The organism is Glutamicibacter sp. JC586 (genome assembly GCF_009805585.1).
In the GTDB taxonomy this organism is placed as follows: Bacteria; Actinomycetota; Actinomycetes; order Actinomycetales; family Micrococcaceae; genus Glutamicibacter.
In genome coordinates this window covers 535,866-562,667 of sequence record NZ_VHIN01000010.1, presented here as the reverse complement: position 1 = coordinate 562,667, position 26,802 = coordinate 535,866, and the positions used below count along the sequence as shown (strand labels likewise).

The window sequence follows — 26,802 nt, the reverse complement described above, 5'->3', positions numbered from 1 at the left end:
GCTTAGGCCTCCTGCTTACTACGTACGGTGCGCTGTTCAATGTCTTTGACGCCATCGGTAGCAACCAAAGTTTGAACAAAAATACCTGGGGTCTCCACTTGTGACGGGTCAAGATAGTCATCAAGAATCTCTTCGGCCTCAGCGAAGGTGTGGCGGCCAGACATGGCAGCCAGTGGGTTGAAGTTTTTTGAGGTCATTCGATACCTCAGGTTACCTTCGGCATCTGCTTGGTAAGCCTTGACCAAAGCTATATCGGCAAAGATACCTCGCTCCAAGATTGCTGGTTTGCCGTTGAAGTCCATGACTTCTTTACCTTCGGCAATAGGTGTGCCAACGCCGGTGGGTGTAAAGAATGCCGGGATACCCACTCCGCCGGCGCGCAAGCGTTCAGCCAAGGTGCCTTGCGGGCAGAACTCAACTTCTAATTCTCCGTCGAGGAACTGCTTGGCGAAGAGCTTGTTCTCACCAACATAGGAGGCAAGCACCTTTGATACCTGACGATTCTCCAAAAGGATTCCTAGACCCTTGCCATCGACGCCCATATTGTTGGACACGATGGTCAGGTTGGTGGCTTTGGAATCACGTAGTGCGGTGATCAGCCTGTTGGGAATGCCGGAGAGTCCAAAGCCACCCACTGCGATGGTCATGCCATCTTTGACGGCAGTGGCTAGTTCTGCCGCTGCGTCTTCTCGAAACTTCGTTGTCATCGATTTCTCCCTGCGTCCACTATATGGAGTGCGGTTATGTTTACTTCCAAACCTACGTAGTCACAGATGAGCATTCAATAGTGATCAAGAGATTGACTCACTATTGATCGGATGGTGATGAAAAACAAACCCAGTGTCCATAATATGGACGTAAGATACTCGTCTAAACAACGTCGAATTCGTTGCCCTCAGGATCGGCTAGGCATACGGCGAAATGATCCATCTCGGGTGAGTTCATTTCATGACGGATGACCGCTCCGAGGGAAACCAGACGCTTGGCCTCTTGCCTGACTCGTTGCTTGCGTTGTTCGAAGGGGACGCCGCGACCGCCGCCAACTAGCAGATCAACATGCAGCCTGTTCTTAATGCTCTTGGACTCAGGGACTTGCTGAAACCACCAGCGGGGACCTCGTTCTTGTGGGTCCACCAGTGACTCGGCAAGATCGCCAGCTCCTGGCGGAAGCTCTTCTTCGGGGACACCCATCTCTTGCCAGTAGGCACGCCAAGTTTGGTGCGAGGCCGGTGGTGGTTCTGGAGCGTAGTGCAGTGCTTGGGACCAGAATTCGACCATAAGTTGTGGGTCGGCGCAGTCAACGACCAATTGCCATGAAGTGTTCATGCACCACAGTATGCACTGCGATGGCGACATAATCCCGAGCAGCACCCAAAACATCGTCCATAATATGGGCATGAGTTCTTTACCAGCAGGTGCCCAAGTTGTTGGTCGGCTGGCAGCAGTCCTTCGCACCGTGAGTACCTCGATGCCTGAAGGTATAACGACCACGGATGTAGCCCGAACGACGGGACTAGCCAGACCTACCGTGCACCGGTTGCTCTCGGCATTAGTGACCGAGGGCTTCTGCGATCACGAACATCGCACCGGCAAATGGCTTTTAGGACCTGAGCTGTACTTGATGGGCGCAGTCGCGGCCGAGCGTTACGACATTAGCGTGCTTGCTCGCACGCACGTTTCTGCGCTGGCAGAAGCGACCGGAGAAAGCGCCTTTCTCTCGGCCCGGCGTTCGGATGAGACTGTTTGTTTGCTCCGGCAAGATGGCGCCTTCCCGATCCGCTCCTTTGTCCTCTACGAAGGGAAGCGTTTCCCGCTGGGGGTCGCCTCCGCGGGTCTTGCCATTCTGGCTTTTCTGCCCGAAGAAAGCATGAAACACTATCTGGCCAACAGCGCTCTGGAAGCAGAATATGGGCCCGCTCATAGCGCTAAAGAGTTGCGCAAAAAAGTGAGTGAAACCAGAAAAACTGGTTACTCCGTAAATCCGGGGCTGATTGTTGAAGGTAGCTGGGGGATGGGAGCTGCGGTCTTTGATAGCTCTGGACAACCGGCTTGGGCGCTGAGTATTACCGGTATCCACACTCGCTTTGAAAAGCAACGTAGGGAGGAAATGGGACAACTTCTGCTTCACCATGCTCATGAACTCTCGACCAAACTGGCCAAACGTACCTTGGGTGCAGGGACGTAGCGCTTAGCTTGTTGATAGGAACCTGATGTAATCTCTGTCTTCGGCGGATTCAAAAAATCAGGACCGTCACCGCGACATAGAACAAGCATTAAAGGAACGGTAGACGTGGTCTCAATCCCGGCTGGAATCAGCACGCCGCACATCATGATCGATGTAGCGCAATTGGAAAAGAACATTTCTAAGATGGCCAACCGGGTCTCCAGCCAAGGTCTGAAATTACGTCCCCACGCCAAAACCCACAAGATGCTCGAAGTGGCCTATCGCCAGCTGGACGCTGGTGCCGTCGGACTGACTGTAGCAACTGTCGGGGAAGCATTGAGCTTCGCGTTGCAGGGCGTGGCCAAGATCTTTATCGCCTACCCGCTGTGGGTTGATGAATCCCAAGCGACCCGAATTCTGGAACTGCTAAAACGCTCCAAGCTCAGTATCGGCACGGACTCGGTCGAAGCTGTCCATCAGATGTCAGTGACGCTAGGGGAGAAGGCAGCGAAGATCCGACTGATGATTGAAATTGACAGCGGTCATCATCGTAGCGGCGTAGCACCCCAAGATGCTGTCGCCATTGCCCAGGCAGCGCGTGAAGTTGGCATGAAAGTCCAAGGGGTCTTTACCTTCCCCGGCCACAGCTATGATCCTGATGGCATCGATGCGGCGGTCAATGATGAATATAAGGCGTTAGCCGAAGCAACTCGTTTGCTTCGTGAATCCGGGTTTGAAATCAAACGAATCAGCGGTGGGTCCTCGCCGACTGCAGCCCTAAGCGACAGCTCGGTGCTGACCGAAGTGCGTCCCGGTGTTTACGTTTTTGGGGACGCACAGCAGTATGAACTCGGTCGAATTACCTTTGATGAAATTGCCTTGAGCGTTGCCTCCACCGTAGTCAGCCGACATCAGGGAGAAGCAAATATCCCACGCCGAATTGTGTTGGACGCGGGAAGCAAGATCCTAGGAAGTGACCGTCCAAGTTGGGCTACCGGCTACGGGCGCATTGTTGAGTGTCCCGATGCCCGGATCATTGCTTTGTCTGAACATCACGCAACCGTGCAGTGGCCGGAAGACCTTGAACTTCCTGCGCATGGCACCCAACTGCAAGTAATTCCGAACCATGTGTGCCAGGCGGTGAACTTGGTCGATTCGGTACTCGCTGTGCACCCGGATGAAACGAATGAAGTTTGGGACGTAACCGCACGTGGGCTGAACTTCTAGTTGATGACTTCCTCGGTTGCAGCCCAATTGGTGGCACCCTGCAAGGAGATTCGTGCGTTCGTTCCGCTGGCTTCATTCACCAACTGACGGTCGCCAACCACCACTAACAGACTGCGGGCGCGGGAGAAACCGACATACAGTTGCTCGGTGGCTCGGTCCAGATCTTTGAAGCCATTTACACAAAGTATGACCACGCTACGCTCTAGTCCTTTGAAACCCAAGACGTGTCCGTAGAATTCGGCTTCTCGTGCATGGAATGCGGGCCAGTATTCAGTATCGATAGTGCCGTCATCATAGTGGTCTTGGTGGATGGGGTGCCGCCGGTTCGTGGTCAACAGGGCAATTTGATTGTTGGCCCAGCCCTCTTCTATCAACAGATCCACACAGTCTGAGGCAACGTCGACTGCATCTTCGGTTGAACATTGCACGAACCGCACTGGCAGTCCTTCGCCGCCACGTAGTTTCACATTATCGCCGATGATCTCTTTGAAGGTTCGGGCGATGCTCCGAGTATTGCGCAGATTGTCGTCAACATGAATAGGTATCAAAGGGCCGCCATCACCGATGTTTTCACCGCTCCACCGTTGATAAACGTCCTGTCGATTATCCATAAATGCATAGACCTGACCGTTGAACGGATCTTTAGTGCAGGACAACAATGCCTCCCACCACCCTGGCGCAAAATCTTGGGCCTCGTCAACGATTACCGCATCAAGTTTCTGCGACGGCGGCAACGACGGGCCAACGGCGCTCAGTAGTTGAGGCATCGTGATATCAAAGTACTCTTGACCGCTTCCATCAGGAACGCCGAGCGATCTGGCATATTCGTGGAATTCACCGGTATGCGCTGGTTTGTTTTGCCGCCACAAGTCCACCTGCGATTTCAGGTAGTGGCCCAGGCCTTTGTTGTAGCAGAAAAGTCCAACTCGCAGACCTTCCTTGGCGAGCTGACGTGTTTTCTCTAGCGCCATCCACGTCTTCCCACTGCCTGCGCCGCCGATAAAGCGTACTCGTTGCAGCGAGCGTGTCGAAGAAAGCAGAACTGCCTGCCTAGCGGTGAGCGTATCTTGCACGTCTTCATTGCTAGATACTTCGGTGAGGCTCCGTAATTCCTCGGCTTCCCCCAATGGCCCAGTGTCCCCGGTTAGATGCTTGACCATGCGTTTAGCAAATTCTGGGCTCAGGCCAGCTAATCCTCCGCCTTGTTCTTCGATGGCACGGCGAAGCAGAGGAACAATGTTATCCATTTGGGAGCGATCAATGATCAACTCTCGTGGAACACCGACCGAGCTGTAATGATTGGGCCAATCAGTGTAGGGAAAGCACACCACATCAGCTAGCCGACTGGTGATTTGGGTACCCATGAGCGGAAAGAGCACACTTTTCAGGGCATGCGCGGCGCTTTGCACTTGGGCCATCGGGCTTTGGATCCGGTGTTTTCCTTTGGTATCGGATTGGTACCAAGTGCCGTCTTCTACGGTAAGACGACCGCCCTTGACCTCGATGACAGCGATGCCAACGTGTGGCCACAACACCAAAAGGTCGATCTCGTGTTCGGCACGTTGGTTGCGCAATTGAACCGAATGAAAAAGTAGAGCATCGTCGGGCAAGGCCTGCGACAGGGCATCGAAGACCTTTTGCTCTGCAGCGGTCTTCTCGGTAAATTCTGGATCCTTCGGATAACAACGTGCCATGGGTGCCTTTCGGGGCGGTGGGCGCGGGTGCTTCTCTACCTAAAACGCAGTCTAGTTTGTGCATCAGACAATTCTGGTTCAAGGAGTCCAAGCAAGTCGGTTGTGCCCGCAAAGATCGCATGGTTACCGCTGCGTAGGGCATGATAGAAGGTATGGAGAAAAGCGCTGCACCCGCTTGGGTAGCTAATTACCAGCCCGGCGTTCCTGCCGAGATTGAACTGCCGACCGAGCCATTGAGCCGCATGTTTGAACGCTCAGTGGCTGAAGCTGGGCAAAGTCCGGCCACCGAGTTTTTCGGTCGTCGCACCAGCTACATCCAGCTCGGCGAACAGGTTGAGCAAGCCGCCGAAGGTCTGCGTCAACTCGGAGTTCGTGCCGGGGACCGAGTAGCGCTGATCCTGCCAAACTGCCCGCAGCATGTCATTGCCTTTTACGCGGTACTGCGTTTGGGCGCAGTCGTCGTTGAACACAATCCGCTGTACACCGCCCGCGAACTACGCCACCAGTTTGAAGACCACCAGGCTCGGGTTGCGATCGTGTGGGACAAGGTGGTGGGCACCGTGCAACAGTTCCCCAAGGACGTGCAGATTGACGCGGTTGTCTCGGTGAATCTGCTTGATGCGTTCCCACCGCTAAAGAAGCTGGCGCTGAACTTGCCGGTGAAGAAGCTGCGCGAGACCAAGGCTTCGCTGACCGCGAAGACTTCGGGAACCACCAGCTGGAAGGATCTGCTTTCTGGTGGAACCTTGGCCGCAGATCACCCGCATCCAGGAGTGAATGATCTGGCGGTCATTCAGTACACCTCGGGGACTACCGGCCATCCCAAAGGCGCCATGCTCACGCACTTTAATCTGTATTCCAACGCTTTGCAGGGTGAAGCATGGATGCTCGGTGCCAAGGAGCGCGAAGAGATCCTCTACGCGATCCTGCCAATGTTCCATGCCTTTGGCATGACCCTGTATCTCACCTTTGGTGTAAAGAAGCAGGGCCTGCTGGTTCTGTTCCCGAAGTTCGAAGCGGACGTGATTCTTGACGCTTGGAAGAAGTCTCCAGCTACCGTGTACTGCGCGGTACCGCCGATTTATGAGCGCACTGCACTAGCTGCCAAGGAACGTGGCATGTCGCTCAAGAGTGCCAAATACTGCATTTCCGGGGCCATGAACCTACCCGATCATGTGGTGGAACTCTGGGAGTCTATCTCTGGCGGACTATTGGTTGAGGGCTACGGCATGACCGAGTCTTCGCCGGTGGCCTTAGGCAATCCCTTCCATCCAACTCGTCGCACCGGAACTATTGGGGTTCCTTTCCCTTCAACGTTGATGAAGGTTGTCGACGTGGATGATCCGTCTAAGGAAGTGACTCAGGGTGAAGCCGGCGAGCTGCTGATCAAGGGACCGCAGGTGTTCCAGGGCTACTGGAATAACCCGGAAGAAACCGCCAAAGCTAAAACTGCCGATGGCTGGTTGCGCTCCGGTGATGTGGTCACCGTCGATGAAGCTGGCTTCACACAGGTGGTTGACCGGGCCAAGGAACTGATCATCACCGGCGGTTTTAATGTCTCACCCACCGAGGTAGAAGTAGCCCTGCGTCAGCATGCCGACGTGGTGGACGCGGCGGTATTCGGCAAGCCTCTGGCACGCGGCGGCGAGATGGTCGTTGCTGCGGTCCAGCTAGAACCCTGCGTTGAACTTAACGAAGACGGCTTGCGGGCGCATTGCCGTGAACTTTTGGCCGCCTACAAGGTGCCCAAGCGTGTGGTGGCGGTAGATGAATTGCCACGTTCTTTGCTTGGCAAGATCCTTCGCAAGCAAGTTAAGGATGAGCTGGTCGACAAGATCTAGTGATCAGAAAAATAACCGGCGCCCGTGGGCGCCGGTTATTAGTTTAAGCAGACTTCTTTGTGGCGCTCAGGCTCGGGTAGATTGCCTCAAGCGGAGCTGACTCTCGATGCAGCCATCCTGAAAATGCGCCGTACAAATGGGTTTTTGGGTTTGACCTCAAGAACCAACGTGTAAAAGAACTGGACGACTGGCTGAATGGCCTCGATTTTTTCGCACGAAATCACTATCTCGGAGAAATCGACGGGCTGTTCGAAGACGCGGCTGCGGGAAAATAATGGATGTTGGTGACTCCAGGACTCCAATAAAGCCAGTGAGGTTGGATCCTGATCTGTATGAGCTGAGATTACAAGTTCTCAAACGAAAACTCCGCTTCTATCACGGTGAGCCACTCAATCACCGCACTGTTCTAGTCAAATTGCACAAGCACATTAAGCGGACAATGCACGATGGTAACGCCACGCGAAAGCTTTCCCGAGAGGACCAAGACGAGCAAATATTGTTTGCAATCTCTTGCTACCGGATTAGGTAAGTGAGCAACTTATAAGTTGCTCACTTCAATGCGAGGGTCTATCGTTTGAAGCATGTCAAGCAATACCGAATGGCCACATTTGTCGGCCCCGGAAGCCGTGCGAGCACGTTCGAAGAGTCTGTCGCAATCTCATCGGCGGATGATCTCCGACCTCGTTGATGTCCGCATTGGACGTGGGATGACCCAGGGTGACGTTGCTGCAGTGCTTGGAGTGACACGTCAGCGTGTATCAAAAATGGAGCAGTACGATTCGAACCCACGACTAGAAAGCATTAGGAAATACGCCAATGCAGTTGGTGCTCGAATCGAATCACGGGTGTCAACTGACGGCTGAAACGAAAACCAGCAAGGTACAACTAGGGCTGGATAAACTCGCCATTACTCCAGAATGGAGCACGGGTCTGGCGTCTGCTTTACGGGTGGCTGGATCTTCCGGAGCTGTCGGGTCCGCACCGATCATGTGTACGTAAAGTGAAGCTCTAGCGCAATCGAGGCATTGCCGAGAGCAACGTTTTGGTGTATTCCTGCTGTGGGGCGCCGAAGATCTCTGTGGTGTCGCCCTGCTCGATGATTCGACCGTTATGCATGACAGCGACGTTGTCGCTCATGTGCTCAATGACGGAGAGATCATGGCTAATGAACAGATAGCTGGTCCCGGTTTCAAGCTGAATGCGATCCAGTAGGTCCAGCACGGTGGCCTGAATCGATACATCCAACGCTGAAACTGGCTCATCGAGAACCAGCACCGAGGGCTGCGGAGCTAACGCTCGAGCGATGGCCAGACGCTGGCGTTGGCCACCGGAAAGTTCTCGCGGATTACGGCCCAACAAGTTGGTCGATAATTCAACTTGTTCCAACAGCTGCTCCATCTGCCCTCGGTATTCGCTGGCGCGCTTGGATTTTCCACGGCTGAGCGCATCAGCGAGCAACTGTCCCACGGAGTAGCGAGGGTCAAAGGAACCTAATGGGTTCTGATAGATGGCGCCCATGTGTTCGCGGAGCTTGCGGCGCTGACTTTCGGAGCCCGGGGCGAAGCGCTCGCCGAGTAATTCAACAGTTCCGCTATCAGGTTTCTGCAGGCCGAGAACCATGCGTGCGGTGGTGGTTTTCCCAGAGCCGGATTCGCCCACGATGCCCAGCGTCTTGCCCTGAGGTAGCTTGAAGCTCACCGAATCTACGGCCGACTGTTTGCCGAAGCTCTTGGATAGGTCTGCAACGGCCAAAGCTAGCGGCCCAGATGCCGGTACCCCTACCGCAGAAGACGGCTGAGTTTCACCGCTGGAAGACAGCGAGGCATAACGTGGTACCCCGGAAGGAACGGCGTGCAGCAGCTTGCGAGTGTATTCGTGTTGTGGGTCATTCAGAACTTGTTCGGCCGAACCTGACTCGACAATTTCGCCTTGGCGCATCACTGCAATTTCGTCAGCCAGATGGGCTACTTGGGCAAGGTCATGGCTGATCATCAGCACACCCCGGCCTTGATCTTTCAGCGCCCGCAGTTGTGACAGTACCAGCGCCGTCAGTTGTGAATCCAGTGCGGTGGTTGCTTCATCAGCGATCACCACTTGAGGGTTCCCGGCCAAGGCTTGGGCAATGAGCGCACGCTGACGCATGCCACCGGAAAGCTCGGTGGAACGCTGTCTGGCACGAAGTTCAGGTTCTGGCATTCGCACCGATTCGAGCACTTCCAGAACGCGTTGCTTGCGTTGTTTTGCGCTCAAGTTCGTGTGCTCTTTCAGACCGTCACCGATCTCACGGCCCACCGGGCGTAGCGGGTCCAAGGCCATCAGCGCATCTTGCAGAATCATCGAGACAGAATTGCCCCGGATCTTTTGCCAAGAGCGGTCCGAAAGAGCTCGTGCATCCTGCCCACAGACGCTCAGTTCACTCGCGGTGACGCTTCCGCCAGATAGTCCTAGAAGGCTTCGTGCCGTCACCGATTTCCCGGACCCGGATTCGCCCACCAAGGCGAGTACTTTCCCGGCTTTGATGCTGAAGGAAATGTTTTTCACTGCTGGGGTTGCCCCGAAGCTCACCGACAGATCCTTGACGGTGATTAGTGTCTGTTCATTCATAGTGACTTCACCTTTCCGCCTAGGGCGCGGCCGATCAAGGTAGCGCAGACGGCCACGGCAACGATGGCTAGTCCAGGGAACAGGCTCATCCACCAGGCAAGGTGAAGGTAGGTGCGTCCGGCCGACAGCATGGCACCCCATTCCGGTGCTGGTGGGGGAGTGCCAAGACCCAGGAAGGACAGCGCAGCCGCCCAGATGACTGCTTGTCCGATGCCTAAAGTTACCAGCGCGAGCAGTGGCTTCAGCGCGTTGGGAATCAGATGATTACGTACCTTCAGCCAGGTGCTGCGCCCCAAGACGGTGGATGCTTCAAGCATCTCTGAATTCTTCAGCGTGCGGATTTGGCTGCGCACCAATCGCGCATATCCGGGTGCGGTAGACAATCCCACCGCAACGATGGCCGGGCCTACTCCGGGGCCGGTAAACGCAATGATCAGTAGCGCCATCAGTAGAGAAGGGATAGCGTAGAGCGCCTCGAGTACTCGCAGGATGATCTCATCTAGCCAGCGTGGGGAAAGAGCAGCAATGGTTCCCAAGACGATGGCCAGCCCCATCCCCAGTGCGGTAGCGGCCAGACCAATGGCCAGTGAGTCACCAGCACCGTGGATGACGCGGGTGTAGATATCTCGGCCTGATTCATCGGTACCGAAAAAATGAGCGAAGCCTGGTTTAGCAAAAGCTTCGGTCGGGTTGATGGCCAGTGGGTCACCGGGAGCTAGGAGAGAGGGTGCCAATGCCATGAGCAGCCAGATGCCAATGACCACTATTGAACAGATTTTTGTGGTGCGGCTCATCGCGGATCACCGGCTGGATTAATCATTCGTTCAATGCCTTCGGAAATGGCCATCACCACGATGTAGACCAGCGCGGAGAACAATGCGATACCGGTAACCATCGGAATATCTCTTGCGAGGACCGCGGAGAGCAGTGAACGGCCCAGTCCGGGGCGGGCAAAAATCGCCTCGACTACCACTGCTCCCGAGAGTAAAGAAGAAAACGCCCAACCGGTCAGACTCAGTGCCGGCAGAGCCGCATGACGTAATCCGTGACGCCAGAAAAGTTTGAGCCGGCTCTCCCCGCGAGCCCGAGCAGCCAGGGCGAACTGGCTGCTCATCGCTTCGGTGAGTGAATCACGCATCAGTTGGGTCAGGAAACCAGCTAGCGGTAAAGCCAGAGTCAAAATCGGCAAGACCAGGCCACGACCGGTGCCGTTATCCACCGCGGGCAGCCAGCCTAACGCGGAGGAGAAGAGCATGATCAGCACCGCGCCCAGCCAGAAATGGGGAACTGCTGCGGCGATAATCTCCAGCAGGTTGCCCACAAATGTACCTATGCGACCAGCGCGCATAGCCAAAGCAGAGAAGCACAAGGCCAAGAGCCAAGCGATGAGAAGAGCCATCAGCGAAAGCCACAAAGTATTGGGTAGCACTTCACCCATGACCTGGGTGACCGGCTGCTTCAGTGAATAACTGGTACCAAAATCAAAGGTGAGCAGCTTGCCCAGATACAAGAAGTATTGGGTGATAATGGGTTGATCCAGCGCATACTCGGCACGGGCGGCGGCCAAGGCTTGAGCCGAGGCCTGCGACCCTGGACCACCCATAATTGCTTCGGCCGGGTCGCCGGGGATCAGCCGGATGGCTATGAAGATGGCCGAAGCCACCAGCCACAACACCACCAACGCCCCGCCGACCTTGCGCCCGACCCAAGCAATCGTGTTCATCAGATGCTACTGATCCAAGAAGGTATCAAAGTAGATAGGGGAGGACACTGCGGTGGTGGCGCCGATGCCATGTACGTTCTTGCCATAGAGGAAGTGGTTCTGCTGGTCGTACAGCGGAAGCACGTAGTAACCCTCAAGTACGATCTTCTGTGCCTGCTCGTAGAGCGAAGCGCGCTGCGCATCGTCTTCGGTCTCTTCGGCCTGAACCAGTAGCTGATCGAGCTTCTTATTCTTTACCTGAGCATTATTGGCAAAGTAGCCCGATGGGGCCGGAACGGTGGAGTCGGAGTGGTACAGCACGCGCAATACCGAAGGTCCGACCTTGGTGTACGGGGCCGAAACCAGGTTGTACTCATGCTTGGCCAGTGCGCCGTACCAGCTGGACAGATCCAGCAGATCGATCTTCACTTCAAAGCCCACGGCCTTGGCCTGTGCCTGGAACTGTTCAAAGAGGGACTGTTCGGCAGGTACCGACTGGTTGGTGGAGACCGGAAAGCGCAAGGAAAGACGCTTGCCGTTCTTGGTGCGGTAGCCCTGAGCATCGCGTTCGCTCCAGCCAGCTTCATCTAGTAGTGCGTTGGCCTTGGCAGTATCGGTGCCAAATAGCGCCTCATCGGAGTAGCCCAACGGTTCTACCGAGGAGAGCAGGGAATAGCTGCGCTTGGCGGTGCCGAAGAACAAGGAATTTACCCCAGTGTTCACGTCCACTGCGCGGATAAAGGCTTCGCGCACTTTCTGATCATCAAACGGTGCATTGGAGCTGTTTAGCTCAATACGGTTGGTGGAACCGGGTCGCGGAGCATCCAGATGGCCTAGACCCGTATCGGTTGCCGAAGCGATGGTGTCTGGCTGAGCGTTGTCGATGACATCAACTTCGCCGGACTGCAAAGCCGCGTAACGGGTGGCTGCTTCTGGGATGAAACGCCAGGTGATGCCATCGAGGTAAGAGGTGGTGCTGGAGCGATTCTCATCGGCCACTGGCGCGACGTAGTCATCATTGCGCACAAGATTCACGGCCTTCTGGTGTTCCCAGCTTTTGACCTTAAACGGGCCGGTTCCTACCGGCGCGGTGCAGTTGGTGGCTTGATCACGTTCAAGGGCCTTAGGGGACTCGATAGCCGTCCAAGGCATCGACAATGATTCCAGTAGAGCGTTATCTGGGGTGGACAGCTTCAGTGTTGCGGTCAACTCGTCCGTGGCTTCAACCTTGACGACCTTGCCCACGGCGAGGTAACCGGTCGAGGAAGCAGTGTTGGGATCCTTGAGGTGTTCAATGTTTTTCTTGATTGCCTCAGCGGTTAGTTTGGTGCCGTCGGTGAACTTGATGCCGTCACGCAAGGTGATGGTGCGGGTCAATCCGTCCTTGGAGACTTCGGTTTTTTCTGCCAGCCAAGGGATGATCTTTCCTTCGGAATCCTTGGTGAACAACGATTCTAGGAACTGGCTTGCTACTAGGGCCTGGGGGTAATTGCCACCTACATGAGGATCCAAGCAGCTTGGTTCGGCATCGCCGGAAGCGTACACCATGGTGCCGCCGGTGACCGGCGTCTGGCTCTGCGCGGAGGATTCGGTGGTGCCAGTTGATGAGCAGCTGGCTAGAAGTGCGCCGATCAGTGGCAGAGCGAAGGCTCCGGCCACGATGCGAGACGAGCGCGAATTGCGTTGCATGAGAAGTGACTTACCTCGGTGAGCTAGTGGAATGACCATCCCAACTTTAGCCCTGCGCAGTGAATTCGTCAGATCGGCACCCTTTGGCACCGATCTGGCGAATCTCACTTATGGTGTGCGAAGGTATTGATTACTTTTCGCTGGCTACGGTCAGGCGACGGTTTTCGTGAGCAGGGGTTTCGATCTCATCGAGAATTGCTACGGCGAAGTCCTGGCTGGAAACGAAGTCACCGGCTGGTGAATCGGTGCCCTGGGTGTAGGTGCCGGTGCGGCGACCAGGTGCGATCTCTGGCGCTGGAGCAACAACGGTCCAGGTGATGCCGGAAACTGAGGTGAACATGTCATATACGGCGGCTCCGGTTTCTGCTTCTGCGCGGTAGGCATCTGGGAAGCCTGGGGCATCGAGCAGGCGAACACCGTTAACCTCGGTGGCGCCGGCGCCGCCGACAACGATCAAACGTGCTGGGGTGAGAGTTTCGGTGATTTCCTCAAATGCGTCCAAGTATTCCTGGTGGTCGCCGCCGGTGCGTGATGGTGGAACGGAGATGACGATGACGTCGTTGTTCTTGCCCAGGTCACGATAGGTGGTTATGTCGTTGAGTTCTGCTGCGACGGAAGTGGTGCCGGCGACGTCGGTGCCAGAGCGGGTGACCGAGGTGACCTCGTGGCCGCGGGTGAGAGCTTCGGCGACAACTTCAGTGCCAACCATGCCGGTGGCTCCGTAAACTGCGATCTTCATGGTGATTCTCCTGTTGATTGGTGGTCGTACAGCACGATGATATCCTTTAGATACCGACTACTACAACGAAACTAGGTTTCTTTATGGATAGCCATGAGACTTTCAACGTCTTCGTGCAAAACTGTCCTTCACGTGAAATTATGCAGCGCTTAGGGGATAAATGGACACCGCTGGTGCTTCTGGCCCTAGCTGACGGGCCGTTACGTTTCTCCGGGTTACGCCAGCTCATCGGCAGCGTCACCCCGAAAGTACTCACCAGCACCCTGCGCACCCTTGAACGCGACGGGCTGGTGCAACGCACCGTGTACGCGCAGGTCCCGGTCCGCGTGGACTACGAGCTCACCGACATCGGCCACAGCCTCTTGGACCCGATGGAAATACTGCGCAAGTGGTCCGAGAGTCACGCATCCAAGGTGCTCCAAGCGCGAGACGAGTTCGATGCCCGCGATGATCTGATCCGTAGCTGACCTCGTCCTTGAGTTGTCGCCCAAGTCACATAGACTGTGCTCACATAGAGCAATAACGGGCAAAGGAGCCGGTGGTGTTTGAAATAAGCGACGACCAGAAATCGCTGATCGGCATGGTCCATGATTTCGCGGAAACCAAGATCGCACCGATGGCCCAAAAATGGGATGAAGAACAGCATTTCCCCATCGACGTCCTCGCCCAGGCCGGGCAACTGGGCATGGGCGGTATTTATGCCTCGGAGGAGCACGGAGGCTCGGCGCTCACCCGCAGCGACGCGGTCCTGGACTTCGAGGAACTGGCCAATGCAGACCCCACCCTGGCCGCCTACATTTCCATCCACAACATGGTGGTGTGGATGGTCGATAGCTTCGGCAACGATGAACAGCGCGCAAAATGGCTGCCGGACTTGATCAGCATGGAACAGCTCGGCTCCTACTGCCTGACCGAACCGGGTATCGGCTCCGATGCCGCGGCCCTGAGCACCCGCGCCCGCAATGACGGCGACGAATACGTGCTCAGCGGTGTAAAGCAGTTCATCTCGGGAGCCGGAAGTTCCGGACTCTACATCGTCATGGCCCGCACCGCGGTTACGGCGCCCGAGGCATCAGCGCCTTCCTGGTTCCAGCGGATCTGCCGGGACTGAGCTTCGGCGCCAATGAGAAGAAGATGGGCTGGAAGGCGCAGCCCACGCGCCAGGTCATCATGGAAGGCGTGCGCATTCCCGCCGAAAACCTGCTGGGCGAGGAAGGCCAAGGATTCTCCATGGCCATGAAAGCCCTGAACGGCGGGCGCTTGAATATCGCCGCCTGCTCCCTGTGCGGCGGCCAGCTGGCACTGGAAAAATCGGCCGCGTACCTCAAAGAACGCCAGGTCTTCGGCGGCCCGCTGGCCAAGCAGGAAGCGCTGGTCTTCAAGCTCGCCGACATGGATATGGAACTCGAAGCAGCGCGGTCACTGCTGCGTCGAGCGGCCAGCGCATTGGATGCCAAAAGCCCCGATATGGTCCGCCTGTGCGCCATGGCCAAGAAGGTCGCCACCGATGCCGGATTCAACGTGGCCAACAGCGCCATCCAATTGCATGGAGGCTATGGGTACCTTGCGGACTTCGGCACGGAGAAGATCTTCCGTGATCTGAGAGCGCACCAGATCCTGGAAGGCACCAACGAGATCATGTCCCTGATTGTCGGGCGCAGCCTGCTCGATAACTGAGCAAGGATCAGGAACCTGGCGTGCCGATTTCGCTGGCGCGCACCGGGTGCGCGGAATGGGAATCGCGGGGGTCTGGATGCACCGCGGTGATCACCGCATCATTGGCGATAATGGCCTGCACTGTTCCCAGCTCCATGGCATCAAGCAGGGTCCGCTGGGTTGGGCGCATCATCTTCAGCTCACCTCGTTCAAGCGCCGCCAAGAGCTCCTGCGGCTTGGCCCAGTCAGAGCGCACGGCTTCGGTGGTCTGGTGCACAGGTTCCTGATCCGCAGCCAGCGCCGCGACAAAAAAGTAGGTATCGAACCGGCGCGGGAAGCCTTCGGGAGTCACCCAATTGGCCCACGGGAAGAGCTGGCCGGGGTCGAGGACCAATCCGGTTTCCTCGAACACCTCGCGCAGGGCGGCGGCCAAGATTTCACCGGCCTTCTGCTGGGCGCTGGCTTCGCCCTGATCCCACACGGAGGTACGCGCCCAGCATTCGGCGTGAGTCCTGATGATCATCGGATCCAGCTGGCCGCTGCCGGCCGTTTCGCTGTCCTTGGGATCAACCCTGCCCCCGGGATAAACCACCATGCCAGCGGCAAAATCCATGGTCGCTACGCGATGCTGGACAAAAACCTCAAAGCCTACAGCGCCTTCGCGCAGCATCAGGACACTGGCTGCGCGCCGAATTGGAACCGCAGGCGCTGGATCGTTGGTCGGTAAAGTCGTCATTGGCTGCCGATTCCTTTGAACGATGTACGGCCCTGACTTGTGAGGCAGGGGCAGGTGATCTTGTTTCAGCATATCCTCCGGAGGTTGACCGCTGTGTGCTGCCTCGGATCCTTCCTTGTGCATGAACGCACATTGACCTGCGGAATCTGCACAGTGTGAATCGTTGACCCGTGTCGGGAACTGGCCATAACTTTGCAGTAAACACCCGAGGTTCGGGTGCCTGCCGCAATGGTGCGCATGAAGGGATAACACCGGCCATGACTCAAGAATCAGAACTCCCAACGAGCACCACGGGCGGATTGCACGGCCGGCGCGCATTGGTCACCGGGGGAGCCTCGGGAATCGGTTTCGCCTGCGCCGAAGCTTTGGCCCAAGCCGGTGCCAAGGTGACAATCGCTGACCTGAACGAGGAAGCAGCCCAAATAGCGGCGAGCAAGATCGGCGGAACAGCGTGGGCAGTGGATCTTTCGGATACCGCGGCACTGGAGCAGCTCAGCATTGATACCGACATCTTGATCAACAACGCCGGCATCCAGAAAGTGGCCGCGATCCACGAATTCGAACCCGAAGCCTGGCGGCTGATCCACCGACTGATGCTGGAAGCACCCTTCCTGCTGATCCGCGCAGCCCTTCCCGGAATGCGCGAGCGCGGCTTTGGGCGGATCATCAACATCTCATCGATTCATGGCCTGCGCGCCAGCGCTTTCAAGAGCGCCTATGTTTCGGCCAAGCACGGTCTGGAAGGGTTGTCCAAGGTCACTGCGCTGGAAGGCGCGGAGCACGGGATCACCAGCAACTGCGTCAACCCGGGCTATGTCCGTACGGCCCTGGTGGAAAAGCAGATCGCAGACCAGGCCAAGCTGCATCAGATTCCGGAGTCGGAAGTGGTACAGAAAATCATGCTCACCGAGTCCGCAATCAAGAGGCTCGTCGAGCCTGATGAAGTCGCTTCCCTGGCTGCTTGGCTCAGCTCCGATAAGGCCGGCATGGTTACCGGTGCCTCCTACACCATGGACGGCGGGTGGAGCGCGCGGTAGATTCAGCGGGCGTTTCCCTGAAGCAGGACTGTGCGTACTTGCTTAGTGGGTCGCCACTGGCTCTTTCTTCGGTTCCAATATGTTGGCGGATACTAGGCAGATAACCATGCCAATGATTGGCAGGATGAAGGCGTTGTTGATTCCAAGCTGGTCGGCCAGCCAACCGATGATCGCGGGACCGGCGAGTACCGCAATATATCCAGCGCCGACGACACGGGCTAGTTCTTTGGCATTTGAGCCAGGAAGATTTCCTGTTGCGGTAAATACCTGCGGGACACAGCTAGAGAGGCCTAGCCCCGTAGCAGCCCAGCCAATGCACGCAAGCGGAAGGGCTGGAGAGCAAATGACGGCTATGAGCCCGGCGATCGACAGGGCAGAGCCATAACGGAGAATTCGCGCGGGACCGATTCGTTCCGCGAGACGGTCCATTGTGAATCGTCCAATTGTCATTGCGCTCACGAAACATGCCAAGGCCAACGCCGCACCGCTGGATGTCGCGTCCAAGTGTTCCTGGGCGTGAAGGCTGCTCCAATCCATGGCAGATCCTTCGGTCAGTAACAGCAGGAACGCCAAGCATCCGTAAGCGATGAGCTGCATCGTATGGCGTTTGCTTCGTTGAACCTTGCTTGAGGTAGTGGTTGCGCCGGTCGCAACTTGTGGAGTCGGGTCTGTCTGAATTCTCATCAGAGTTTTTGCTGAGACCACAAGCAATAGGAGCACCAGCAAGGCAACGGTAGGCAACGTGAACCGATAACTGATGTTTAGAGCAAATGCGCCGGCTCCGATCACTGAGCCTAATACGCTGCCTACGGAGAACATGCCGTGGAAAGAAGACATGATGGGCCGTTGGCACTCGCGTTCAACTTCTACGGCGGCGGCATTGGCTCCTACTTCAATGATCCCCACGCTAACTCCCAATGCCAGAGAAGCTATCGCTGCAGATGCCCAGGTCGTGCTGAAAAGTGGAGGAACGATGGTTGCCGAGAGCGCCAATGAGCCGATGGCTGCGACTTTCCCGCTCCCGAATTTGTTGGCGGCATATCCGCTGGCCTGCATTCCGAAAAATGCGCCACCGCCCAGTATGAGCAGGATAATCCCTAGTTCGGATGTACTTGCGTGCAAATTGGATTTCAAAATTGGCAGGTGAGCTGCCCACGACCCCAGAACCAGACCGAAAGCGACAAATGCCGCGAACACGGCGCGCCGACGTCGAATCAGTTCGCCTCGTGCCGGGGAATGCGAATAGTCCACTGCAATTTTAACCTTTGAAGATTGTGGAAGCCGGGTGTGGCATAACGCTTGAGAACTTGTAGGGGAGTGGTTCAGCGGACTCGGAAACCACCGGATGCCTTCAGCGGAAAGCATCAGAAGTTTTCAGTTTCGTAGGAATCAAGCCCAGCGGGGCAATGCCATTCGTGCCTGCGTCGTTGATTCGTAGGGCATTCCAGGAGACCACTGAATGAGTTCGGGCACTAACCCCCATGTAGTTCTGAAATAGGCCCACCTCAGTCCTTCCATATCCTGTTCTTCCTGGATTATGTCCGAAATTTGAGTGGTGTCTAGACGACTTGCTAATTCGTCGCTTGCCTTATCAATGTCGTCGACATGCAGGCATAGGTGCCAGCCGCCTGGATCCGCAGGTCGAGGCGCTGCATCAGGAATGGCGGCAGTTCGATTCGTGTACTCAAGCAGTTCGATATTGAATGAATCACCCAGTACCAGGTTCGCTTGTCGCAGTGTTCCTGGCTCGGGTTCCAGATCACCGGGCCAAACATATCCAAAATCATCAAACGGACCTTCCTTGATAACTTGTTCGAACCCTAGGGCATCGACAAAAAAGTCGACTGCTTCCTCAAGATCTGGGACAGACATACCGATATGGTCGAATGCTCTTTTAACTGTGATCATTTATCTCTCGATGTCTAGGGATGCAAAAGCATCTTCTGCTAACTAACGGTCGGTAGGTAGGAATGGATATAAGAATTTTTGTTAAGAATTGGACAAAGAAACTATTGGTTGGTTCTGGCGGCGAACAGCCAGGTTAGGAAGCGGTCAATCCGAGAATTTGACGGGAGATGGCCACGGCTTGATCAGCGCCTCGAGACAGGCCCTTGGCTGTCTTTGTAGGTTCGAACCATCTGGTTGAACCCTCCAGCAGTGTGTTGACCATTTTCACCTTGACCGTGACATCTTCGAGTCCGAGGTCACGAGCAACCGCAATGTACAGCGATTCGTATAGATCGACCCAATGCGCTACTTGCACGCTGAGGTCCACAGGAAGGATTTGCACTGATCGATCGATACCAACGATCAAATCCCACAGATTGCTTTCGGGCAGTTGAATCTGACGTACGAAGTGAAGCCGGATCATCGAGTCGAGAAAGGACGAAGCGTCTTTCGCCGGGCGAACTGCATCAACAAGGGCGCTGCAAAAATGATGGAAGTGCCATCGCAGGGATTCCGCGATGATTTCGTCGCGACCACCCGGGAAATGCGAATAAATTGTAGGTGCCTTGATATCAAGTTCTTTTGCCAGCGTACGCATGCTAACGGACTGCATCCCGTGTACTACACACAGCCTTAGGAATGCTTCGACAACGCGACGCTTAGCAGGAGACATGTCGTCTATACGAGCAGTATCGAACTGACTCGCGAATTCATCCAACGCAAGCTGGCGAAAAGTTGTTGCCATAGGCTCTGAAGATGTCTTTTTCTTTTTTGTCGTTGCTCCATTAGCGGTCATAATCATCATCTTATCTGTTTATCCTGCAAATTTGACTTGCTCGCAGCTCGCCCTGCTCCACTGTTAAAACTGTTGTTCTTGCCGCTCGAATGTACTGTTCAATTCGAGATTGTGAGTTTTCGACGCAATGAAGTTTATTCAATACTTGGTTCCAACCGCGTTGCCACGGAAGAATTCCAACCGAGCAACAATACTGATCACCACCGGTAGTTCATGGAACACACCCCGATAAATTTCGGAGAGAATCTTCCAGTTCTTTAGATGAGAGTTGCCACGCTCAACTGATGCACGGTGCTTCGATAGTTGCTTGTTGAACACTTTGTCATGCTCAATCAACTCACCGGTTCCTGGACGATGACCCTTCTTATGAGGGATCAAAGCACCGGTTCCCTGATACCCCAGATCAGCCAGATACGGTGACCCGTCGAGAAGTGCTTCCGCGCCGGTGTCGATAAATGCTTTGCGATCATGCGTTGGTCCTGGTACTGGTTCACTGATATGAAGTGCTTTACCATCCAGCGTAGTGATGACTTGGATATTGACGTAGTACCGCTTTTTCTTCCCCGAGTAGTGGGTCTTGATCGCTGGTTTGTGTTTACGAACCGGCACGTCAGTGCCGTCCACAATCAACGATTCGCCCTTGTTGAGAGCGGTGTGGATGTCTGGTGCTTCAAAAGCTAGGGCCTGGCTGATCAGTGGCATGAGCTTGCGGTAGATCCGGGATACCGTTGGTTGGCTGATGTCGTATTTCGTCGCGACGTAGGCTTGGCGTAGGTTGAACCTCAAGGTTTCTAGGACGAGGATCAGTTGGTCATGTCGGCTTAAGGCTGCTGGGCTGCCGCCGGCTTCCGCTGCGCTGCGGGGTCGTTGTTCGAGGATCTGCTGGATCCTGTCTTGCAGGTCTAGGAATTTGGGTAGGGGTAATCCAGTTATATACTTGTAGTCCATCGGCTTGTTCGGTTAGTTGGGTTGTTTAGACGCTTCCATTATTAACCGTTCGAGCCGATTTTTCTATGTTTATTGTGGTCAGGTGATGAATGTCATTAACTGAGGTTTTGAATTAAGTTCAATGATCTTTCCTACGCAAAAGCCGAGTCCAGTTGGAACTAATCATTCGACCTTTATTGAGGCAAAAGCTGACGAGTATGCGTTGGTGTGACCGAGGAGATTGCTTGGTGGAGAGCTTTGCGGAGCTCTCCACCAAGCAAAGCAGGTTGTTACGACAGAGTGACAGGCATCTTGTCATACGCGACTAATCGGTCCGTGATGACGCGGATTGGCTCCTGAGAAATCGTGACTTCGGTAAAACGCTCCGCGATCATTGTGAAGATGATGTCAATTTCAGCACGGGCAATCAACTGACCTGCACAACTATGGGTACCAAGACCGAAGGTAAGGTTTCGGCTCGCATCGATCGGCCGCGTGAAATCAAACTCGTGTGGGTTGTCAAAAATTTTCGGATCGCGATTCACGGCCCCGATAGGGAATTTGACCATTGAACCAGCCGGAATGGAGACGCCCGCAATTTCGATATCCTGGGTCGGGAATCGTGTCAGCAGGAGTTCGACGGGATTTAGCCGAGCGATCTCGTTGACAATCTGTTCGCGGGCTCCTGGATTGTCCCGGTACTCTCGCAGAACTTCTGGATGTTCGGCGAAGATCTCAAGTCCGGCTCCCACTAGATATGCTGGATTCGGGGCGCCTGACATGTAGAAAAGGACCATATTTTCCAGGACTTCTCGTTCGGTGATTTCACCCCGTTTGCTTGCCGCTAGGAGCTCATCTGCCAGACCGTTGCCTGGACTCTCTTCCTTTTCCTTGAGCAGCTTCGCGGTAGTGTTGAACATGTAGTCCAAGCTTTCGATGGATTTCTCGCGCGTTCCAGGGGCAGGATCAGTTGCCTGAATCAGCATTGCATTCCACAGTGCCCAGAACAGCGGCTCTACTTCGCCGTCCGGGAATCCCAGTACTTGCGCCATAGTGGTGTGAGTCGGAACAACGCCCAAATCAAAGTGTCCGTCGATTACCTGCCCTGGCTTGTACCCAGCGAGGATTTCCTCCATAGAAGTCTTTGTCGCTTCGACCCACTGCTTGATCAGCTTCGGGGTGAACCAGCGAGAAAACAATCGACGTGCCTTTGTGTGATTAGGCGGGTCAAGGGAGAGAACGGTATTTCCAAAAGCCTTCCATGGATTCTCTTGAATCCAATCTGGCTCACGGATGCTCATGCTTGGTTCCTTGACGAATTTCATCGCCTCATCGTAGCCAAGAACAACGAATGTCGTGTCGTCAGTCTGATGAACGGGACCCAGTTCGCGAGCTGCGTCGTACCAGGGATGAGGATTTTTCTGGAAGTGTTCGTTGCTCCATGGGAACAGGTCAGAAGAGTGTGAGCTTTTTTCCACTTGTACGGTTTCGCCTTCGTCATTGAGGATGGGCAGGATCTCGTTCGTGAGCCATTCTTGGGCAACCTGTGCGGGATCGAGTCCGGTCACTGCGTCATGCTTTCCGGTTGGCCCGATTTGTTCAGCTCCTAGGTCGACCAAGATCGTAGATACTGTTGCTACCGCGTTGTTGTAGTTTTCGTAGGTGCGATCTCCCAATCCGAAAGCGGCGAACTTGAGCCCGCTTAGATCTGGGCGTTCAGCCGACAGCGCGTCGTAGAAAGGCTCTGTCGTTGCCGGCAGCCCGCCCTCGCCGTAGGTGGAGGTAACAAAAATGGTGACTTCTGCGTTGGAAACGTCTGCAACACTGATCTCGGGCAATTCGCTTAAGTTGCTCGTGTAGCCCGTGGAGGAAAGTGCCGCGGCGATCTCATCTCCCACCATTTCTGCGTTTCCGGATTCTGTTCCATACCAAACGTTGACTTGAGTCATCGGTGTTTCCTTTTGTGATTAGGTGTTGGTTGATTAGTGCGGTGGAGCAAGGAGTTATTAGCTGCGCGTCTGTGCGACTACGTCGCTCATTTTGGACCATGATGTGAACTTTTGCCTGATGCGACCGGGCCTTGCCCTAGTTACTTCAGCTTCATCAATGGCTTTCCAATCAGAAAATGAAACCGGAGTTTGAGCCAGAAATGGTGCAACGCCGGCCAAACCCGTGAGTTCGGATTGTTTTCCCACCTTTGCGGCGACCAGTTGCGCAGTCTGTTTTGCAAGCACTCGGTTCTCGGCGAGGTTTCCTAACCGACCGGTAGCGCACCCACCGGTGCGAAATACATTGTCGGCAGGAACTTCGCCAAAACCGATATGACGCTCTTCGAAGCCAATCGCTGAAATGACAGCCGATGCCCGAAAGGACGTTTTGGGAGACTCGGCGGGCGGATGAGCGTCAGATGTTTCATTTTGCGTTCTGACAATTATTTGATTGTCATAGGCATTGTCTTCCTGGAGATCGATTTCGCACAGTTTCTGGTTGAAGAAAACTTCGACGCGAAGAGGTTGAGGGCGCGTTGGCGCTGACGACGTGTCAGTCTCTTCTGTCGAGCGTCTTCCATCCAGATAGACCTCAACACCGGGAACGGAACACAGCTCCTTGAACATCGACGGGTCCCAACGAACTTGTTCGTAGGGGCTTCGGGAGAGCAACGTGATGCGAGTGATTTTCGAAGGCGCCAACGCTTCACGAGCCGCGTCATCGACATCCGATCCGTCAAAACCTTCATCCGACTTGGCGAGTAATCTCGCTACATCCATTGCGACATTTCCTGAGCCGATGATGAGAACAGAGTCGCCTAACTCCACAGCTTCCTTTGTGCGCAAGTCACTGTCTGGATCGGCGTTGAGGTAGCGAAGCAACTGGCCGGCACCCCAAACCTTGGCACCAGGGTGAACCGGCACGGGAAGTGCGCGTTCAGAGGGAAGCCCTGTCGCTATGACTACAAAATCAAAGTTTTCCTGGAGGACTTCAAAAGGGAGATCTTGTCCGATTCGAACGTTGCCTACGAATTCGACTTGATCCGATCCGAATAACCGCTCAAACTGCCGAGTCACGTTTTTCATTCCTTGATGGTCAGGCGCCACTCCGTAACGTAAAAGTCCGTATGGTGTAGGCCTGGCGTCGAAGAGAGTAATGCGTACTTCGGGGATACATTTGAGCATCGTGAGTGCGGCGAAACATCCGGTTGGACCGGAGCCAACTATCGCAACATGGGCTGAAATTTTTTCATCATGTTGTCCACTGTTCGGCATGAAGCCTGACAAATAATTTGTAGATATGGACATAAGATCTCCTAATGAAACTACAGATACTGCGTGCATCTATGTAGACCATGATTCTTGATTACCACAACGCTACCTAACGTTCGTTAGGATGTCTAGGGTGAATTTTTCGGAGTTCGTAAACGTCTTGTAAACAAAAACAAACAACCTCTTCCCTAACTTACGGTCGTTAGGTAGTGTGGTGGCAATCGCACCGGTGCTGCGCATCACACGACCGGCCAGTGCGGTTCGTTCCCTCCCTCTCTCCAAGGAACCCACCATGACTAAAACATCCAAGGATGTAGGGGCGTTGCCTTCGCAACTCCCGTCATCAAATACTCGATTGTCAGGAAATCTAGGTGCAACGTCGCTAGTTCTGAGCGTCCTCGCCTTTTCCGCTCCTATTGTGACCGTTTCGGGCTATATTGCTTTCGCAATTGGCTTTGTTGGCGAAACGGCGCCTCTGGCCTGGGTGGTTGCAACTATCGGTCTTGCGATCTTTTCGGTTGGCTACACCACCATGACCAAGCACATCAAACGCCCAGGAGCTTTCTACGCCTACATTTCGCTGGGGCTCGGAAAGACGCTTGGACTTGGCGGAGCATATCTAGCAACAGTCTCGTACATGCTGATTACGGTTGGCATCTATACATTTACCGGGACAATGGTTTCTTCTGCTGTGGAAGCCTTGGGCGGACCAACTATCCCGTGGTACGTGTGCACTGCAGCCAGTTGGATTGTCATCACCATCCTTGGCCACTTCCAAATTGAGCTCTCCGCCAAGGTGCTGGGCACCGTCATGGTCTTGGAGATCATCTTGGTAGCAATATTCAACGTCGTCGTTCTCAGCAAGGGCGGTGAAAGTGGGCTGTCAGTCGAGCCCCTGAACCCGGCCAAGTTCTTGAATGCCGGTACGGGCATGGCATTGTTGTTTGCTTTCGGAAACTTCGTCGGATTTGAAGCAACTGCCCTGTATCGGGACGAAGTGCGAAATCCAGGAAAGACGATTCCTCGGGCGACGTATTTGGCCGTTTTCCTTATCGGCGGGTTCTATGCGATTTCTGCGTACTCAATGATTACCGCGTACGGATCAAACGCCGTCTCGCATGCGGTTGATGACCCAACCACCATGTTTGATTCGGCAATGGCAACCTACGTCAGCAGCAGCTTGGCCACCGTGACGCTGGTTCTGGTGGCAACTTCAGCGCTGGCCTCGGTGCTGTCTACACACAATGTGGTTGCACGTTATCTTCAGAACCTCGGCGCAGATCATGCTCTTCCGAACTTCTTGACTGCTGTGCACCCGGTTCACAAGTCCCCGTACAGGGCTTCGGTAACAAACTCTGTTCTGGTTGGTGTACTTCTCATTCTTGGTGGGCTCATCATTCACGACGAGGACTTGGTTATCGGAACCGGTAGTGGCCTGGGAACGGCCGGGGTTCTGTCCCTGATGGCCTTGGTGAGTTTTGCAGTGTTCCGATACTTCGCTATTGCTGGCCGTCCAGCTGGTGAATCAGTGTGGCGGGTGAAAACTGCGCCTCTGATCTCCGCATTCATTCTTTGTGCAGTCGTCGTGTTTGCGCTTGTTCGATTCGATCTTCTCGTCGGCGGAGAGCCTGGAGAGCGGCTTTGGCTCCTGCTGATCCCGATCCTCTTCATCACCGCGGGCTGTCTGGTTGCGATTCGGATGAAGCGTCTGCATCCAAATTTGTATCGCTGCCTTGGGCGTGCAGAAGGTGACCGATCCTAGCGGAGCTTTCCGGCTCGGAAATCTGAAGTGGGCTGAAACGTTCATTGAATTCATTGCATTGCGGAAGACATTGACTGTCTCCGCAGTGAACAGAAACAACAAAAGAAAGTAGGACAAGATGTCTACAGTAAAAATTGGACTCGTTGGGGCCGGCCCGTGGGCAAAGATTTTTCATGCGCCGATGATCACCGGAGGCCCGGAAGCGGAGCTTGCGGCTGTCTGGGCCCGTCGACAAGAAGCAGCCCAGGAAATCGTTGATGAATTCGGAGGCGTAGTCGCCGGCTCCTTCGAAGACTTGGTCGAGTCCGTAGATGCAATTGTCTTCGCCGTTCCGCCATTCATCCAGGCGGAGCTGGCGGCAAAGGCCGCTCCGGCCGGCAAGCCAATGTTGTTGGAAAAACCGCTTGGGGTGGATCTCGAGCAGGCCGAGAAACTAGCGAGCACTCTGAATGAAGCCAACGTAGCTACGCAGGTCATGTTCACTAACCGGTTCAGCCCGCGCATCCGTGAATTCTTGGCTGATGCGCGGAAACAGACGCCGATTGGTGCTGTTGGAAGCTACATTAACCAGGCAGCACTTCCAGGTGGCACTTTTGCAACTCCTTGGCGAATTGAAAAAGGCGGCCTCCTCGATCTTGGGCCGCACGTACTGGATACTCTGGACGCGGCAGTTGGGCCTATTACCCAAGTTCGCGGTGAGGGCGACCCGCAGCGCTGGTACATCTTGACGGCAACTCATGAGAACGGGGTTTTGAGCCAGGCCGCGTTGTCGCTCACTAGCCCCGTCGTCGCTGACGTAGCCGGAGTCAAGGTGTATACCGAAGACGGCGAACTCGAATGCGAATTCGTGGGCAAAGACGGCGACCCTGAGACGCCTCACGTTATTCGCCGAGAATTCGCTGAAGTCGTAAAGTCTGGCAAATCTCATGAGATCGACGTGAATCGAGCCCTCTATATCCAGAGATTGCTTGAACAAGCAAAGACCGCCAACTAAGTAAATCGGATTGCCTGGCGTCATAGG

Annotated in this window: 23 protein-coding genes and 1 pseudogene; 9 read left to right on the top strand and 15 right to left on the bottom strand. The window is 55.1% G+C overall.

Annotation, left to right across the window (positions count from 1 at the left end; all coding sequences use genetic code 11):
* Positions 1-2 precede the first annotated feature (2 nt).
* Both FJV47_RS10570 and FJV47_RS10565 read right to left on the bottom strand, forming a co-directional pair.
* Entirely contained in the window at positions 3-707 is a 705-nt protein-coding gene (locus FJV47_RS10570; protein WP_159612707.1) for a CoA transferase subunit A, read from the bottom strand.
* 163 nt (positions 708-870) lie between these two features.
* Positions 871-1,326, bottom strand: a complete 456-nt coding sequence (locus FJV47_RS10565; RefSeq protein ID WP_159612705.1) for a VOC family protein — start codon at positions 1,324-1,326, stop codon at positions 871-873.
* A gap of 70 nt (positions 1,327-1,396) precedes the next feature.
* On the opposite strand from FJV47_RS10565, the gene FJV47_RS10560 reads away from it, so the two are divergent.
* Positions 1,397-2,185 (top strand): IclR family transcriptional regulator, encoded by a 789-nt coding sequence (locus tag FJV47_RS10560; RefSeq protein ID WP_159612703.1) that lies wholly within the window; start codon positions 1,397-1,399, stop codon positions 2,183-2,185.
* 105 nt (positions 2,186-2,290) lie between these two features.
* Complete coding sequence (locus tag FJV47_RS10555; protein ID WP_159612701.1) at positions 2,291-3,391, top strand: alanine racemase; 1,101 nt, start codon at positions 2,291-2,293, stop codon at positions 3,389-3,391.
* Here FJV47_RS10555 and FJV47_RS10550 read toward each other — a convergent pair.
* Positions 3,388-5,085: a nuclease-related domain-containing DEAD/DEAH box helicase gene (locus tag FJV47_RS10550; RefSeq protein ID WP_159612699.1), complete on the bottom strand. Its 1,698-nt coding sequence runs from the start codon at positions 5,083-5,085 to the stop codon at positions 3,388-3,390. The two genes, FJV47_RS10555 and FJV47_RS10550, sit on opposite strands and share 4 nt — an antisense overlap.
* 152 nt (positions 5,086-5,237) lie before the next feature.
* Between FJV47_RS10550 and FJV47_RS10545 the strand changes: the two genes are divergently transcribed.
* Entirely contained in the window at positions 5,238-6,926 is a 1,689-nt protein-coding gene (locus FJV47_RS10545) for a long-chain-fatty-acid--CoA ligase (protein ID WP_159612697.1), read from the top strand.
* 581 nt (positions 6,927-7,507) lie between these two features.
* On the top strand, positions 7,508-7,789 hold the full coding sequence (locus FJV47_RS10540; protein ID WP_159612695.1) for a helix-turn-helix transcriptional regulator: 282 nt from the start codon (positions 7,508-7,510) through the stop codon (positions 7,787-7,789).
* Positions 7,790-7,934: 145 nt separating this feature from the next.
* Here the strand turns inward: FJV47_RS10540 and FJV47_RS10535 are convergent, their stop codons facing one another.
* The 5 genes from FJV47_RS10535 to FJV47_RS10515 form a co-directional block, all read right to left on the bottom strand.
* Positions 7,935-9,530, bottom strand: coding sequence for an ABC transporter ATP-binding protein (locus FJV47_RS10535; RefSeq protein WP_159612693.1), 1,596 nt, complete (start codon positions 9,528-9,530; stop codon positions 7,935-7,937).
* Positions 9,527-10,324 (bottom strand): ABC transporter permease, encoded by a 798-nt coding sequence (locus FJV47_RS10530; protein WP_159612691.1) that lies wholly within the window; start codon positions 10,322-10,324, stop codon positions 9,527-9,529. Before FJV47_RS10530 ends, FJV47_RS10535 begins: the two co-directional genes overlap by 4 nt.
* Positions 10,321-11,253, bottom strand: a complete 933-nt coding sequence (locus FJV47_RS10525) for an ABC transporter permease (RefSeq protein WP_159612689.1) — start codon at positions 11,251-11,253, stop codon at positions 10,321-10,323. The genes FJV47_RS10530 and FJV47_RS10525 overlap by 4 nt, the downstream gene beginning before the upstream one ends.
* Positions 11,254-11,259: 6 nt before the next feature.
* Positions 11,260-12,921 carry an ABC transporter substrate-binding protein gene (locus FJV47_RS10520; protein ID WP_159612687.1) on the bottom strand — a complete coding sequence of 554 codons (1,662 nt, stop codon included), beginning with the start codon at positions 12,919-12,921 and terminating at the stop codon, positions 11,260-11,262.
* A gap of 130 nt (positions 12,922-13,051) precedes the next feature.
* Entirely contained in the window at positions 13,052-13,660 is a 609-nt protein-coding gene (locus tag FJV47_RS10515; protein ID WP_159612685.1) for an NAD(P)-dependent oxidoreductase, read from the bottom strand.
* 83 nt (positions 13,661-13,743) lie between these two features.
* Here FJV47_RS10515 and FJV47_RS10510 point away from each other — a divergent pair, with 83 nt between their 5' ends.
* Both FJV47_RS10510 and FJV47_RS10505 read left to right on the top strand, forming a co-directional pair.
* On the top strand, positions 13,744-14,127 hold the full coding sequence (locus FJV47_RS10510) for a helix-turn-helix domain-containing protein (protein WP_159612683.1): 384 nt from the start codon (positions 13,744-13,746) through the stop codon (positions 14,125-14,127).
* Positions 14,128-14,240: 113 nt separating this feature from the next.
* Positions 14,241-15,337 (top strand): annotated as a pseudogene (locus FJV47_RS10505) (acyl-CoA dehydrogenase family protein).
* Positions 15,338-15,344: 7 nt separating this feature from the next.
* Here the strand turns inward: FJV47_RS10505 and FJV47_RS10500 are convergent.
* Positions 15,345-16,052, bottom strand: a complete 708-nt coding sequence (locus FJV47_RS10500; protein ID WP_159612681.1) for an NUDIX domain-containing protein — start codon at positions 16,050-16,052, stop codon at positions 15,345-15,347.
* A 257-nt stretch (positions 16,053-16,309) separates the two neighbouring features.
* Between FJV47_RS10500 and FJV47_RS10495 the strand changes: the two genes are divergently transcribed.
* Positions 16,310-17,089 carry a 3-hydroxybutyrate dehydrogenase gene (locus FJV47_RS10495; protein ID WP_159612679.1) on the top strand — a complete coding sequence of 260 codons (780 nt, stop codon included), beginning with the start codon at positions 16,310-16,312 and terminating at the stop codon, positions 17,087-17,089.
* 42 nt (positions 17,090-17,131) lie between these two features.
* On the opposite strand, the gene FJV47_RS10490 is transcribed toward FJV47_RS10495, so the two are convergent.
* From FJV47_RS10490 to FJV47_RS10465, 6 genes are all read right to left on the bottom strand, one after another.
* The gene (locus tag FJV47_RS10490; RefSeq protein ID WP_200831991.1) at positions 17,132-18,340 is read right to left on the bottom strand and encodes an MFS transporter; all 1,209 of its coding nucleotides are present in this window, start codon (positions 18,338-18,340) and stop codon (positions 17,132-17,134) included.
* Between the two features lie 138 nt (positions 18,341-18,478).
* Positions 18,479-18,997 (bottom strand): VOC family protein, encoded by a 519-nt coding sequence (locus FJV47_RS10485; RefSeq protein WP_255474927.1) that lies wholly within the window; start codon positions 18,995-18,997, stop codon positions 18,479-18,481.
* A gap of 133 nt (positions 18,998-19,130) precedes the next feature.
* Entirely contained in the window at positions 19,131-19,841 is a 711-nt protein-coding gene (locus tag FJV47_RS10480; RefSeq protein ID WP_159612673.1) for a TetR/AcrR family transcriptional regulator, read from the bottom strand.
* A 129-nt stretch (positions 19,842-19,970) separates the two neighbouring features.
* Positions 19,971-20,780 carry a transposase family protein gene (locus FJV47_RS10475; protein ID WP_159612671.1) on the bottom strand — a complete coding sequence of 270 codons (810 nt, stop codon included), beginning with the start codon at positions 20,778-20,780 and terminating at the stop codon, positions 19,971-19,973.
* Between the two features lie 269 nt (positions 20,781-21,049).
* Positions 21,050-22,708, bottom strand: coding sequence for a cytochrome P450 (locus FJV47_RS10470; RefSeq protein WP_159612670.1), 1,659 nt, complete (start codon positions 22,706-22,708; stop codon positions 21,050-21,052).
* A 57-nt stretch (positions 22,709-22,765) separates the two neighbouring features.
* Positions 22,766-24,055, bottom strand: a complete 1,290-nt coding sequence (locus tag FJV47_RS10465) for an FAD-dependent oxidoreductase (protein ID WP_159612668.1) — start codon at positions 24,053-24,055, stop codon at positions 22,766-22,768.
* A gap of 256 nt (positions 24,056-24,311) precedes the next feature.
* Here FJV47_RS10465 and FJV47_RS10460 point away from each other — a divergent pair, with 256 nt between their 5' ends.
* Together FJV47_RS10460 and FJV47_RS10455 are read left to right on the top strand one after the other, a co-directional pair.
* Positions 24,312-25,781, top strand: a complete 1,470-nt coding sequence (locus tag FJV47_RS10460; protein ID WP_159612666.1) for an APC family permease — start codon at positions 24,312-24,314, stop codon at positions 25,779-25,781.
* Positions 25,782-25,899: 118 nt separating this feature from the next.
* On the top strand, positions 25,900-26,775 hold the full coding sequence (locus FJV47_RS10455) for a Gfo/Idh/MocA family protein (protein ID WP_159612664.1): 876 nt from the start codon (positions 25,900-25,902) through the stop codon (positions 26,773-26,775).
* Positions 26,776-26,802: the final 27 nt, after the last annotated feature.

Bases quoted from the DNA above. Each gene is read 5' to 3' on its own strand.
- FJV47_RS10570 (WP_159612707.1), bottom strand. From the start codon at position 707: ATGACAACGAAGTTTCGAGAAGACGCAGCGGCAGAACTAGCCACTGCC.
- FJV47_RS10565 (WP_159612705.1), bottom strand. From the start codon at position 1,326: ATGAACACTTCATGGCAATTGGTCGTTGACTGCGCCGACCCACAACTT.
- FJV47_RS10560 (WP_159612703.1), top strand. From the start codon at position 1,397: ATGAGTTCTTTACCAGCAGGTGCCCAAGTTGTTGGTCGGCTGGCAGCA.
- FJV47_RS10550 (WP_159612699.1), bottom strand. From the start codon at position 5,085: ATGGCACGTTGTTATCCGAAGGATCCAGAATTTACCGAGAAGACCGCT.
- FJV47_RS10545 (WP_159612697.1), top strand. From the start codon at position 5,238: ATGGAGAAAAGCGCTGCACCCGCTTGGGTAGCTAATTACCAGCCCGGC.
- FJV47_RS10540 (WP_159612695.1), top strand. From the start codon at position 7,508: ATGTCAAGCAATACCGAATGGCCACATTTGTCGGCCCCGGAAGCCGTG.
- FJV47_RS10535 (WP_159612693.1), bottom strand. From the start codon at position 9,530: ATGAATGAACAGACACTAATCACCGTCAAGGATCTGTCGGTGAGCTTC.
- FJV47_RS10530 (WP_159612691.1), bottom strand. From the start codon at position 10,324: ATGAGCCGCACCACAAAAATCTGTTCAATAGTGGTCATTGGCATCTGG.
- FJV47_RS10525 (WP_159612689.1), bottom strand. From the start codon at position 11,253: ATGAACACGATTGCTTGGGTCGGGCGCAAGGTCGGCGGGGCGTTGGTG.
- FJV47_RS10520 (WP_159612687.1), bottom strand. From the start codon at position 12,921: ATGCAACGCAATTCGCGCTCGTCTCGCATCGTGGCCGGAGCCTTCGCT.
- FJV47_RS10515 (WP_159612685.1), bottom strand. From the start codon at position 13,660: ATGAAGATCGCAGTTTACGGAGCCACCGGCATGGTTGGCACTGAAGTT.
- FJV47_RS10510 (WP_159612683.1), top strand. From the start codon at position 13,744: ATGGATAGCCATGAGACTTTCAACGTCTTCGTGCAAAACTGTCCTTCA.
- FJV47_RS10500 (WP_159612681.1), bottom strand. From the start codon at position 16,052: ATGACGACTTTACCGACCAACGATCCAGCGCCTGCGGTTCCAATTCGG.
- FJV47_RS10495 (WP_159612679.1), top strand. From the start codon at position 16,310: ATGACTCAAGAATCAGAACTCCCAACGAGCACCACGGGCGGATTGCAC.
- FJV47_RS10485 (WP_255474927.1), bottom strand. From the start codon at position 18,997: ATGATCACAGTTAAAAGAGCATTCGACCATATCGGTATGTCTGTCCCA.
- FJV47_RS10480 (WP_159612673.1), bottom strand. From the start codon at position 19,841: ATGATGATTATGACCGCTAATGGAGCAACGACAAAAAAGAAAAAGACA.
- FJV47_RS10475 (WP_159612671.1), bottom strand. From the start codon at position 20,780: ATGGACTACAAGTATATAACTGGATTACCCCTACCCAAATTCCTAGAC.
- FJV47_RS10470 (WP_159612670.1), bottom strand. From the start codon at position 22,708: ATGACTCAAGTCAACGTTTGGTATGGAACAGAATCCGGAAACGCAGAA.
- FJV47_RS10465 (WP_159612668.1), bottom strand. From the start codon at position 24,055: ATGTCCATATCTACAAATTATTTGTCAGGCTTCATGCCGAACAGTGGA.
- FJV47_RS10460 (WP_159612666.1), top strand. From the start codon at position 24,312: ATGACTAAAACATCCAAGGATGTAGGGGCGTTGCCTTCGCAACTCCCG.
- FJV47_RS10455 (WP_159612664.1), top strand. From the start codon at position 25,900: ATGTCTACAGTAAAAATTGGACTCGTTGGGGCCGGCCCGTGGGCAAAG.